This is a genomic window from Pedobacter vanadiisoli (assembly GCF_042684385.1).
Taxonomy (GTDB): domain Bacteria; phylum Bacteroidota; class Bacteroidia; order Sphingobacteriales; family Sphingobacteriaceae; genus Pedobacter; species Pedobacter vanadiisoli.
In genome coordinates this window covers 406,518-419,070 of the sequence record NZ_JBHULL010000009.1, presented here as the reverse complement: position 1 = coordinate 419,070, position 12,553 = coordinate 406,518, and the positions used below count along the sequence as shown (strand labels likewise).

Annotated in this window: 12 protein-coding genes and 2 tRNA genes; 5 read left to right on the top strand and 9 right to left on the bottom strand. The window is 37.8% G+C overall.

The window, feature by feature from the left end; translation table 11 throughout:
* Positions 1–55: 55 nt before the first annotated feature.
* On the bottom strand, positions 56–1,798 hold the full coding sequence (locus tag ACFSR6_RS12945) for a PspC domain-containing protein (protein ID WP_456238601.1): 1,743 nt from the start codon (positions 1,796–1,798) through the stop codon (positions 56–58).
* Between the two features lie 17 nt (positions 1,799–1,815).
* Positions 1,816–2,151 (bottom strand): PadR family transcriptional regulator, encoded by a 336-nt coding sequence (locus ACFSR6_RS12930; protein WP_379079552.1) that lies wholly within the window; start codon positions 2,149–2,151, stop codon positions 1,816–1,818.
* 579 nt (positions 2,152–2,730) lie between these two features.
* Here ACFSR6_RS12930 and ACFSR6_RS12925 point away from each other — a divergent pair.
* Positions 2,731–4,185, top strand: coding sequence for an amino acid permease (locus ACFSR6_RS12925; protein WP_379079550.1), 1,455 nt, complete (start codon positions 2,731–2,733; stop codon positions 4,183–4,185).
* Positions 4,186–4,390: 205 nt separating this feature from the next.
* On the top strand, positions 4,391–4,555 hold the full coding sequence (locus tag ACFSR6_RS12920) for a hypothetical protein (RefSeq protein WP_379079548.1): 165 nt from the start codon (positions 4,391–4,393) through the stop codon (positions 4,553–4,555).
* Positions 4,556–4,569: 14 nt separating this feature from the next.
* On the opposite strand, the gene ACFSR6_RS12915 is transcribed toward ACFSR6_RS12920, so the two are convergent.
* From ACFSR6_RS12915 to ACFSR6_RS12905, 3 genes are all read right to left on the bottom strand, one after another.
* Entirely contained in the window at positions 4,570–5,466 is an 897-nt protein-coding gene (locus tag ACFSR6_RS12915) for an NAD(P)/FAD-dependent oxidoreductase (RefSeq protein ID WP_379079546.1), read from the bottom strand.
* A 68-nt stretch (positions 5,467–5,534) separates the two neighbouring features.
* Positions 5,535–6,167, bottom strand: coding sequence for a class I SAM-dependent methyltransferase (locus tag ACFSR6_RS12910; RefSeq protein WP_379079544.1), 633 nt, complete (start codon positions 6,165–6,167; stop codon positions 5,535–5,537).
* Positions 6,168–6,283: 116 nt separating this feature from the next.
* Positions 6,284–7,195 (bottom strand): UbiA prenyltransferase family protein, encoded by a 912-nt coding sequence (locus ACFSR6_RS12905; RefSeq protein WP_379079542.1) that lies wholly within the window; start codon positions 7,193–7,195, stop codon positions 6,284–6,286.
* Between the two features lie 124 nt (positions 7,196–7,319).
* Between ACFSR6_RS12905 and ACFSR6_RS12900 the strand changes: the two genes are divergently transcribed.
* On the top strand, positions 7,320–7,736 hold the full coding sequence (locus ACFSR6_RS12900; protein WP_379079540.1) for a VOC family protein: 417 nt from the start codon (positions 7,320–7,322) through the stop codon (positions 7,734–7,736).
* Between the two features lie 310 nt (positions 7,737–8,046).
* Here the strand turns inward: ACFSR6_RS12900 and ACFSR6_RS12895 are convergent, their stop codons facing one another.
* The 4 genes from ACFSR6_RS12895 to recO form a co-directional block, all read right to left on the bottom strand.
* Positions 8,047–8,217 (bottom strand): GIY-YIG nuclease family protein, encoded by a 171-nt coding sequence (locus tag ACFSR6_RS12895; protein ID WP_379079538.1) that lies wholly within the window; start codon positions 8,215–8,217, stop codon positions 8,047–8,049.
* 167 nt (positions 8,218–8,384) lie between these two features.
* Positions 8,385–8,459, bottom strand: a tRNA-Val gene (locus tag ACFSR6_RS12890).
* Positions 8,460–8,513: 54 nt separating this feature from the next.
* A tRNA-Val gene (locus ACFSR6_RS12885) sits at positions 8,514–8,591 on the bottom strand.
* A 94-nt stretch (positions 8,592–8,685) separates the two neighbouring features.
* Positions 8,686–9,411, bottom strand: coding sequence for a DNA repair protein RecO (gene recO / locus ACFSR6_RS12880; protein ID WP_379079536.1), 726 nt, complete (start codon positions 9,409–9,411; stop codon positions 8,686–8,688).
* A 120-nt stretch (positions 9,412–9,531) separates the two neighbouring features.
* On the opposite strand from recO, the gene ACFSR6_RS12875 reads away from it, so the two are divergent.
* Together ACFSR6_RS12875 and ACFSR6_RS12870 are read left to right on the top strand one after the other, a co-directional pair.
* Complete coding sequence (locus ACFSR6_RS12875) at positions 9,532–11,883, top strand: efflux RND transporter permease subunit (RefSeq protein ID WP_379079534.1); 2,352 nt, start codon at positions 9,532–9,534, stop codon at positions 11,881–11,883.
* Between the two features lie 57 nt (positions 11,884–11,940).
* Complete coding sequence (locus tag ACFSR6_RS12870; RefSeq protein WP_379079532.1) at positions 11,941–12,534, top strand: transposase; 594 nt, start codon at positions 11,941–11,943, stop codon at positions 12,532–12,534.
* The last annotated feature ends 19 nt before the right edge of the window (positions 12,535–12,553 follow it).

The window sequence follows — 12,553 nt, the reverse complement described above, 5'->3', positions numbered from 1 at the left end:
TCATCCCGCCCGCATTGCGCTTCGCCCAGAATGATGAATATTTTAAGTAACAGGACTAGTTTTCAGGCGCAATACCCAGCTCTTCTTTAACTTCTTTAATCCTGTTTGATACAGAATCCTGATAAACTGTATCAGTAGATTTATTCTTTTGCAATAATTCCAGGTCGAACAGTTCTCCCTTTAGCTTTTGTTTTTTTAGAGCCTCCTCCTTTAATTTGGCAACGCACTTCAAACCATCATCCGTCATAATCCATATACTGGAATCGTTATGGTCATTTTCGCTATCGTTACATCCCCAGGTCCAATAATTATTAACGTAACGATAAGTATCCTGCTTTAAAATTAATTTGGTGCCCACCGGAATTTCAAGGTTTAACCTTACTTCCTGGTTTCTCCAAATAGCTCCCTTTCTCAATTGAAACCTCGGACTTAAAACCAGCTCAGAATCTTTCATTACATAATTGTAGCTAATGTTCTGGGCATTTTGCAAGGCACTTTGAAAGGTTTTGCCCTGCGATTCATATTTCTGTGTTAAGCGGGTAATACCCGTTTCGCTTTTGTTAATATCAATACGGATACGGTTAGGCGAAACAAATGGTCCGTCTTCAAAATCATCAACCACAATCTGGTGGCGGTTGTTCGCATCAATGTGGTAAGCAATACTATCCTCTTTACTGAAATATTTACTTTTATCAATACTGATGGTATAAACCGGGTAAGTTTTCAGGTCGGTTGTTTGGGTTAACTCTGCGTGTTGCTTAAATTCTGATAAAATCTTTGCAACCTGGTAGCCTGTTACGGCCACACCTACCAACCAAATGATCAACAGGGCGAAAGAAAGTGTTTTATTAGTGGTTTGTTTGTTAAAGGCAATCCTGATCGAGAATAACACCAAAGCCAAAACCGGCACAAAACATACAATAAATGCACCAAACAAAATGATGCCCCTGTTGCTTTCATTAACAATGGAGAACGGGAAATATTCGTAAACACTTGCATCCCAAAAGCCCTGAAATATGGCTGTACCTGTAATTAGCGCCAGTAAAAAAAGCACACCAAATACAACGATAATACCAGCTATTACTTTAAAAATTACCTTTCCTGTACCCGATATAAAGCGACCTATCCATTCGAAAAATTCGCCGATAAAAATCCCCAGGCGGGCAAATATCGGTCGTGCATGTTTGTTTACTTCGCCCAAACGCTCTTTAACGGCTTGCAGCTCTTCATCCAGGTTCTTTTGGAAACCCTGAAGATTGGCAGGTTCGCCTTTCATTTCCATTTTTTCTACCCTCGATTTTGCTTTCGGCATGATGATCCAAAGTATGGCGTACACCAATAAGCCAAATCCACCGGCAAAACTGATCAGCAATGTGGCCAGCCTGATCCACTTAGGATCAGCATTTACAAAATGTGCAATACCAGAACAAACACCTGCTACCACACGATCGTCCATATCTCGGTACAGTTTTTTCTCCGCATACTGGTACTGATAAGTATTGCTGCTTACAGGTTCTTCTTCACTTTCTTCAGCCGTGTCAAAATCCTGCACCCGGCCCATCTGTGCAATTACCGAATTTACATTGGCCGAATCTACAACCTGTTTTTTCTGCTCTTCCAGCTGCTCGGTCAGCAGTTCTGCAATCCGGTTCTCAATATCCGTTACAATTTCAAGATCGTCGGCATGATTGGCAAAATAGTGTTTTACCTCGTTCAGGTACACCTTTAAGAGTTCGTAGGCACTTTCTTCTATGTGAATAATCGTGTTCCCTATATTTATGATGATGGTCTTTTCCATTTCTTTGTTACTAATGATTATGAATTGGCTCCTTGTTGCGAAACTCCTACTGCATAGGCCAGTTCCTGCCAGGTTTGATCTAATTGTGATAAAATGCCCCGACCATCTTCGGTTAAGGTATAATATTTACGGGGAGGGCCTGAGGTAGATTCTACCCAGTTGTAGCTTAACAAACCATTGTTTTTAAGCCTGGTTAATAATGGATATAATGTGCCCTCAACCACCAACAGTTTTGCCGACCTTAATTCGGCAATGATATCAGAGGCATAGATTTCGCCCCTCGAGATGATTGATAAAACACAGTATTCCAGAATCCCCTTCCGCATTTGTGTTTGCGTATTTTCTGCTATCATAATACAAAGATATATGTTTTATAAACTACCATGCAATACATAGTACTAAAATAAATCAAATAAAACACACAAACAACTCATTATCAGTTAATTAATTTTTTAATAAAAATTTTATGTTTAAGGTTTAAGTGGATAAAAATTAAGTATTATAGCTTTTTTTAGTAAAGCAAAGTCCTGTAATGCTTAGGTTTCCACAGTCCTGCTATCACCTATAGTCCCGATTTGGATACACTTTAAATATAAAATATTCGATAAAATCGGGAGCTATTTGGTTCTATCAGGTTTAAGGTGTAAAAGGTTGGCATTCCTATTTACGGTTTGGGGATAATGCCAGAACAGTCCTTTGTAAATAAACCCGACAGAGCAGGTAGCCCACATCCCGATTTTTCATCGGGAGAGGACTACAAGCGATGGTGGGACTACAGTACCTATGAAAAGCAGCAGTTACGTTTTCAAAAAATTGTTTGTGACCTCTAAAGTTAGGCAGTACATAAGTATGTTTGGGCTTAGAGGAATTAATATATAAATACTATAGATTTAATATATTTTAATATTTTTGTAGCGTCTTAACTTATATTCATGAAGAAATCTATTGCCAGCATTGTTGCTGAAGCAAGCGAAAGCGGCGAAGGTACGCTTAAAAGAACCTTAGGCCCCATAAACCTGATTTTAATTGGTATCGGCCTCACACTGGGCGCAGGTTTATTTTCAATTACAGGTTTGGCAGCGGCCAATTATTCGGGCCCCGCTGTAACCCTATCGTTTGTAATTGCAGCTTTAGGCTGCGGTTTTGCGGCACTTTGTTATGCAGAATTCGCTTCAATGATCCCGGTTGCAGGCAGTGCATACACTTATTCTTATGCTACCATGGGTGAGCTTTTTGCCTGGATCATCGGTTGGGACCTGGTATTGGAATACTCCGTAGGTTGTGCAACAGTGGCCATTAGCTGGTCGCAGTATTTAACCAAATTTCTGGCCAGCTTACACATTTATCTTCCTCCGCAGTTAACCTTATCCCCTTTTGAAACCGCTAAACTGGCTAATGGTACCACCGTTAATGGCATTATTAATATCCCAGCAGCACTGGTTGTGGTATTGATGACAGCCATACTTATACGCGGTACAAAAGGCTCAGCCATTGTAAATGGAATTATTGTATTTCTTAAAGTGGGTGTAGTTTTGGTTTTTATTGCTTTAGGCTGGCAGTATATCGATCCGGCGAATTATCATCCTTATATCCCTGAAAACACAGGAACGTTTGGCCAGTTTGGCTGGAGTGGTATATTACGCGGCGCAGGGCTGGTATTTTTTGTATTTATAGGCTTCGATGCCGTGGCTGCTTCTGCACAGGAAACCAAAAATCCGGCACGCGATTTACCAATCGGTATTATTGGTTCGCTGGTGGTTTGTACGGTTCTGTTTGGATTGTTTGGCCATGTAATGACGGGCCTGGCCAACTATAAAGAATTTGCCAATAGCGGTGCGCCTGTAGCCATTGCCATCGAAAAAACGCCTTATGCCTGGCTAAGTCAAGCCATTATTCTGGCCATTCTGATCGGCTATACTTCAGTAATTTTAATCGATTTAATGGCGCAATCGCGGATGTTCTATTCCATCAGTAAGGACGGATTATTACCAAAAATGTTCTCTGATGTGCATAAAAAATTTAAAACACCATATAAATCAAACATTATTCTTTGTTTGTTTATTGGTCTTTTTGCAGCATTTGTTCCCATGAATGTTGTTGGCGAAATGACCAGCATTGGTACTTTGCTGGCCTTCTTAATGGTTTGTGCGGGCATCCTGATCTTAAGAAAAACAAATCCTGAAGCGAAACGTCCGTTTAAGGTCCCTCTGGTACCTTTAATCCCTATTTTGGGCATTTTAACCTGCATCGCCATGATGGTATTTTTGCCTTGGGAAACCTGGATTAGACTAGCGGTGTGGTTAATTATTGGCTTAGCTATTTACTTCTGGTATGGCAAGAAAAACAGCAAATTAAATACAAAAGAAGAACAAAACGGTCATCTATAATAAAACATTGCTATACACATTGGGCAATCGGGCTGTTGGATATTCCATACAACCTGATTGCCTTTTTTAATGATGTACTGTATTTACAACCGTATAAATATCAATTAATTAAGAAAAAAATATTAGTTATCCACAATTTAACATTTTTCTAATTTTTTGGCTTGGGATTTGCCTTAAAAAGATTGACCACATTAAACATAATCCCATGATTATTAAATTAGACCCGTCAGTTTTCAAGCTTTCAAGGCATAAAGCTGAAACTGTAAAAAAAGTTTTAGTACCACTTACAAGAGATCAATGGATCATTGCTGATAGAATTGTAATGGCAGCAATGTTTATTCTTACTATTATTGGTGCCATCTTATTTTAATTTCTGATGATGCATCAAAAATCTTCAGAAATCAGTTCCTTATTAATCATCACTGCAGCCATGTTTCCAGCGGCTGTAACGATAGGTAACGATCTAAACAAGGTTGTACAATCTCCTGCAGCATAAACGCCACTTGCAGTAGTTTGCTGCTGCTCATTTACCTTAATCGTTTTCAGGTCTGTCAATTCAAATCCAAGCTGCTCGTTAAAGTTTACGTGCTGTTTTATTTCGGGTTTAATATAAATTGCTTTAAAAGCTTTCTTCCCGCCATTTTTAAAAACAATATGCTGGAGCTGGCCATTTTGATGTTCCAGTTCAACAACTTCCTCTTCTAAAATGCTAATCGATTTAGATTTCAGTTTTTCGGTTTGCCCGGCAGTAAATCCCGATTTTCCATTGGTTAAAATGGTTAAATCTTTATTCCAAAGGTGAAGATTTTTAGCCATCTCGAAGGCATGGTCGCCCTTCATTAATAAAGCTATTTTTTCATTTTTCACTTCATAACCATGGCAATAAGGGCAGTGTATGGCAGAAATGGCCCAGCATGCTGCCAATCCTTTAATGTTGGGCAGCGTATCTTTTAAACCAGTGGCCAGTAAGATTTTCCGGGCGGTAAAACTTCCTCCATCTTCTAACCCAATGGTAAAGCCAATACCTATCTGTTTGGCAGAAATGGCTTTCCCTTCTAAAAAGCTGACTGTTGGATATTTAAGTACCTCTGCCTTTGCAGCTTTAGCAATATCAGCCGGCCGATCGCCATCATGCGTTAAAAAATTATGTGAATGCGGAGTCTGCCTGTTACACGGTTTGCCAGCATCGATTATCAAAACATACCGGGTTGAACGGCCCAGGGTTAATGCAGCAGATAAACCAGCATAGCTGCCTCCGATTATAATTACATCAAAATCCATATCCTTATCTTTTGGAGCAAAGATCTGAAATCAAATTATAAATGCAACATAGATGCATTAAATCAATGTCATTTTATTTTTTTAAAAATGACTGCTTTTATAAAGTCACGGTAATAAAAACGCAACTCTAAAATCTGATAATGTGCATTCAAAAAGTAAGGGTTCATATCGATCAGCTGATTGGCTTCTACAATTCTGAGCAATTTAAAAAAGCCGTACATAGATCTGAGCAGAAACAATTTCCACCAGTTTCCATTGTTGTTTTGGAGCGAAAAATCGACTAAAAACCACAGGCCATTATTTTTCAGGTATGTATTTAAGAGTTCAAATACTTTTGCAGCCCGCTGCTCAGCAAAATTATCGAAAAGAAACGGTGTTAAAATCACATCAAACGACACATCGGTTTTAAAATCTTCAATACCAATATTCACAAATGTAACAACGTTATTTTTATAGTTCCGTTTTTGAGAAAGCGCCATCATTTTACCCGATATTTCTACGTAAACAATCTTTAAACCACCCGGATGTACTTTGGCAATTTCTTCCAAAATCCATCCTGTTCCGCCACCAACAATTAAAACTGAGCCATCTTTTGGAAGATACTGAAGTTGATTGACCTGTGCATTAACCTGCGATTTAAAAAACACCAAACGGCTTAAGGTATCGTAATAAGCGGCTATTTTATCGTAGTTGTTGTTCATAGTATTCAGTATCAGGTATCAGAATCAGGCATTAAGTATCAAGTATTGAGGATCAAGTATCAAGATAATTTCTTGAATGTAAATGCGCTTTGGTCTTTCTGCTTTAATCTTTTTGATTAATGAACAAACTGCATTCCTATTATCCCACATATTGCCTTAAACAAAATCAATCCATCAATAACCATCAGGTAATAAAGGATATTTTTTCTCTTGTGCATGGAATAAGCCACATAAATGGTTAATATAAACGGCAGCACATTGCATAGAACCTGTGGTATCCTGAAGCCCTTGTAACTGGCAAATATGCCTAAAGAGATTAAACCAATAATTAAGAGCGGAATCAAAATATTAAAAATCGTTCTCCTCAAACCATAACGCACTACAAAAGTGCGCAGGTGCCTATTGGCATCTGTTGGGTAATCTTTAATATCGAAAATGATTGCATTTACAGTGCAGAACATCCAGTTTTTAATAAACAACCAGGTCCACAGTACGGAATCATGGTAGCCCACTCCTGTTTCGATTTTAAGCATTATCAATGGCAGCACGTTGGCACAACATGCCCAAACAAAACCGATAACAAAAGCCTTTAACCAACCGGTATTGCGAAGGTTGAATTTAAGGAAAGATTTAGGCAACAAGCCATAGTATAAACCTCCTGCCATAATGATAACTACAATTGCAAGCCAATAACTAAGTGGAAGTGCCAGAATATACTTAAAGTTTTGGTAAAGCAGATTAATGGCCAACAGCATGCAAATGACAAAGAGTACGGCCTGGCTCCAATTGATAAATTTCTTGTGCTTGAAATACCACTGATTGCGGGGATTAGTGGCGGATGGTGCCGTAGAAACTTTATTATAAGCGTAGGTATAATAAATGGTGGGTGCCAAAAACAAGAGCAGGTAATAATTGAGGGAGTTAAAAGGCAGCCTTAATTGCAGCGTAGCTTCGAGGGTAAGCGCTACTGCCAAAATCCCTACAAAGTAGTTCCCAAAAAATATAAACCTGATTATTTTACCGAGCATTTGCTACCGTTTTTCTTGAGGCAATTTCGGATATATAATTGAATAAGGTAATAATAAAATTGATTTTCTACTATCTTAGGGTTAGAAAGAAATTGACGAAAAAAAATTATAAACCAATAACAATATGGAAGATTCAAAAAACTTAACTCCAGGTGCAGATAACGCGCCAAAGGTAACGGGCATAGGTGGCATTTTCTTTTTTTCAGACAACCCAAAAGAAACAAAAGACTGGTATGCGAAAAACTTAGGGGTAGAAGTTAATGCATGGGGATCAGTGAGTTTTGATTCCCGGAATATTAACAATCCTGACGAAGTTGAAACATTGCAGTGGAGCCCCTTTAAAAAAGGCGACGAATATTTTTCACCTTCAAAAAAGGAATTCATGATCAATTACCGTGTTCAAAACCTTGAAGCACTATTGGAGAAACTTAAAGAAAACGGAGTAACCATACTCGATGAAGTGGCCACTTATGATTTTGGAAAATTTGTCCATATTATGGATGCTGAAGGCAATAAAATTGAGTTATGGGAGCCTAAATAGGTACCTCTACCCATTGTTGTCATCCTGAGCACAGCGAAGGATCTTTTAATACATCTAGGCAATCTTAATAAACGTACTATTTGTGAAAGATTCTTCACTGCGTTCAGTATGACAGCATAAAAAAGCCTTCCAGTATCCTGAAAGGCTTTGGTGGGAAATGATCCCGATATTCAAATCGGGACGCCCCCTCCCAGTATAAACGAGGTGCTCTGAACCAGCTGAGCTAAATTATGTTAATGTATTTTGCAATTAATTTTTCAATCATCAGCCTGCTCTTCCAGTTTTTAATCTCTTTCTCTTTTAGGATTGCCTAAGTTCTTGTTTCAAAAACTTCACTCCAAACGATACGCCAGTCTCCGGTATGACCGGTAAAGCCTGAGTGATTTGTATTATGTTTTTTTAACCTATTCTGGAGATTACTTGTCGATCCAACATAATATTTATTTCGAACTGCTGAATATAAAATATAAGCATAAAACATATAAATAAATATAAGAATAAGCCAAATAAATGCTCCGGTTGGAGCTAAAGAGATTTTATCCTGATGATCAAATTAAGACAGTCATCCGGATTAAAATCGCGGGATGCGCTAAAAAACCTAAAATCTAATTATAAAAAAAAGCCTTCCAGTATCCTGAAAGGCTTTAGTGGGAAATGAGGGGTTCGAACCCCCGACCCCCTCGGTGTAAACGAGGTGCTCTGAACCAGCTGAGCTAATTTCCCATTAAGGTGTATGTCAATGTTTGATAAAAAAGCCTTCCAGTATCCTGAAAGGCTTGGTGGGAAATGAGGGGTTCGAACCCCCGACCCCCTCGGTGTAAACGAGGTGCTCTGAACCAGCTGAGCTAATTTCCCTTTTGTTATTTTGTCAATTTAATGCCCCACTCTCCGTTTGGGAATGCAAATATAGCGCTATAAAACTGTTCTGCAAATCTTTTTTTCTTTTTTTTCAACTTAATAAAGTTTCGAGGATTTTATGTGATTGCACTACCCCAAATGAGGCTGTATGTAAGGTGTAGAAAACCAATATCTTATCTAATAAAAACCGCCGCTGGGTATTACTCAACCTTATTTCAGAAATTTTATCGAGCGGTGAATTAAACAATGAAATAAAACCTATTGCATCATCTATTTGAAGGTAGTGGGAATGAATCGGTAACCGCGAAGTAAATTCTCCTTCCTGCAGATCGAAGTAAATCTGGTCGTCCCTTCTTTTTCCGTTGGGCGAAAAACCCAAAAAACGTGTCAGCTTTAATAAGAAGGACAGGTGAAAATTAGGACTAACCTCCTCTACCTCATCAAACCAGGCTATCGAATTAAAAATGTAATCGAACAAACCCTCATCCGCCGATTGTTGCCTGATACTTTTATACAGTACCTCATTTAAAAAAATAACGATACTGGTTTTAATCATATCGTAAGGGATACTTTTAAAAACAGGTGTCTGCCGTACTTCAGATATCCGTTGGATATTGGTATTGGTCTTATGATAAACCACCATATCCAACAAATGCAGCGATTGCAGCATGCTCATCTTAATCTTGGCCCTGGGCTTCTTAACCCCATTAATAAGGTAAGATTGCATGCCGAATTTATCGGTAAGTACCTGCACCACTACGCTGCTTTCGCTGTAATCGGTGGTCTTTAAAACAATGCCCCTAACTTTATGCAACATGCCCCTAAAACAATTTTTTCAAAAGTATGTTATTTGTGCAAATTTAATTGCGCAAAAAGTAATAGCATTTTACAAATAAGATTAGTTTTGCCGTTAATATTATCATTAAAAAAGCTGCACATGTGGGTTAAGCTATCGAGATTTATTCTTCAGAACCGTATCGCAATCATCGTATTTTTTGTTTTAGGGACTATTTTCATGGCTTACCAGGCCAAAAATGTAAAACTCTCCTACACGGGGAGCAAAATCCTACCCGTTACCGATAGCGCATTTGTAAAATACAATGCTTTTAAAAAAACTTTCGGCGAAGATGGAAGCGTAATGGTGGTGGGTATACAATCGCCGGATATTTTTAAAAAAGAGGTTTACAACCAATGGGTTCAGCTTTCAAACGAAATCCAAAAATTAAAGGGAATAAAACAGGTTTTATCTTCGGGACGGATTTTTCAACTGGAAAAAGATACCGTGAACCAAAAATTTATTTTAAAACCGATTCCCGGTGGCCTGGTTAAAACCGATGCCGGCATGGATTCGATCAGGAATATTATTTATGGCAATCCATTTTTTGAAGGGTTGGTGTACAACCGCCAGAATGCCACTTTAATGGCCATCACTTTCGATACTAAAATCTTAAATACTGCCGAACGTAATCCGATTTTAAAAGAAATAGAAGCTAAGGCAAAAGCTTTCCAGGCATCGACTAAAATAAAGGTACATATTTCGGGCCTGCCTTATATCCGCACTGCGGTTAGCAAACTGGTAAGCAACGAGTTTGTGCTGTTTTTAGGCTTATCGATTTTGGTTTCGGCTTTGATCTTATTGTTTTTCTTTAAGAAATTTTACGCTGTTTTCTTCCCTATCCTGGTGGTCGTAATGGGCGTAATCTGGAGCATAGGCACTTTGGTATTGTTCGGTTTCGAACTGACCATTTTAACAGGATTGATCCCACCACTGATTGTCATTATCGGTATCCCGAACAGTATTTTATTGCTTAACAAATACCAGAATGAACTGCGGAAACATGGCGACAAGCAAAAAGCATTAAGCATTACAATTGAACGGATAGCCATTACCACATTGATTGCAAACGTAACCGCAGCCATTGGTTTTGGTGTTCTCTATTTTACCGGAAGCGAACTCTTAATGCAATTTGGCAGTGTAGCTTCTATCAACGTAATGGTGACCTGGTTAATGTGTTTATGTTTGATACCGATTATTTTCAGCTACCTGCCTACACCAAAACTGAAACCGCAAACCCACATTGACGAAGGTTTACTGCATAAATTATTGGTTAAAACCGATACACTTGTACAGCATAAAAGCGGGCTGATTTATATCGGAACGATCATTATATCAATTATTGCTTTCATCGGGGTAATGAAAATCAACGTTAACGGATATGTGGTTGATGATCTTCCGAAAAATTCTGAAATTTTAACCGATCTTAAATTCTTTGAGAAAAATTTCGAGGGCATTTTACCTTTAGAGGTAAGCGTTGATACCAAGAAAAAGAACGGGGTTTTCAATTTAACCAATCTGAAAAGAATGGAAAAATTGGAAAAAATGATTTCGGCTTACCCCGAGTTTTCGCGTTCTATTTCGGTGAATATGGGCTTAAAATATGCTACACAGGCATTTTACAATAACGATTCGACTTTTTTCCGTTTACCGGATAACTTAGAAAAGAATTTTATTTTGGCTTATATCGCCAACGGCGGAAAAGGGAATGCCAGTTTGTTGACGAACTTTATCAGCAAGGGAAATCAGAGTACAAGGATCAGTTTCCAGATGGCCGATGTGGGTTCGAAACGTTTAGATGCAATTATGGCGGAGCTAAAACCCCGGATCGACAGCATCCTGCCTCCGGCAAAATTTGATGTGGAGCTTACCGGATCGAGCATTATCTTTTCGAAAGGAACAGATTATATGTTGAGGCATTTGGTAGAAAGTATTGCACTTGCCATAGTACTAATCTCATTGTTAAGGTTAATGCAGTTTAAGAGTTTGGGCATTATGTTTATTTCCCTGCTTCCAAACATTGTTCCTTTAATTATTACAGCCGGAATTATGGGTTATTTCGGGATTTCGTTAAAACCTTCTACCATTTTAATTTTCACCATTGCATTTGGTTTAGCTTCCGATCAGACCATTTATTTCCTTACCCGTTACCAACAGGAATTAAATTTAACCAATTTCAGCGTACCAAAAGTAATTACAGATACCATTACCGAAACCGGGGTAAGTATGACACATATTGCGCTTATTCTATTTTTTGGCTTCGGGATATTCACCGCTTCCACTTTCGGTGGAACCGTAATACTAGGCTTACTGCTATCGATAACTTTATTCGTAGCCTTAATTTTCAATCTAACTTTATTGCCAGCACTGGTTTTATGGCTGGATAAAAAGAAAGTAAGAAAAGTGATTTCTGATGAGGAGTCGGCAAAAAATCTTGGTGAGTTTGACCATTAATATCCTATAAGGTTTTGAAAACCTTATAGGATTGTTATATTTATAAAAAAAATTGCCATGAAATATTTCGACAAATTTCATCCCGACAATTTTTATCATATTTATAACCATGTAGGAGATGAAAATCTGTTTAGAAAACATGATAATTTTATTTTTTTCTTAAGTAGATATCATAAATACATATATCCGGTTGCAAAAACATTCAGTTATTGTTTAATGCCAAATCATTTCCATGTATTGATACAAGTAAGAGATGAAAAAGCAATCAGAATATTAGCAAAAAATGATAATGATGAATTTGATTTTCACAAATTCATTATGCAACAACTCAGTAATTTCTTAAATAGTTATGCGAAAGCATTTAACAAACAATATAATAGAAGAGGAGCTTTATTTTTAGATTTTACCCGAAGAAAGGAGATTAAGGATGAATTTTATTTTTCGAGATTAATCAATTATATCCATCAAAACCCAGTACATCATGGTTTTTGCCAATTACCATCTGAATGGGATTATTCTTCTTACAACTCAATAATTTCGGTTAATAAAAATTCAAAGCTTGAACGAAACGTTGTTTTCGATTGGTTTGGAGGAATCGAAGAGTTTGTAGAATTTCATAAAAAAGAAAAGTTTATAGATTTAGAAATCTAGACCTATAAGGTTTTTGAAA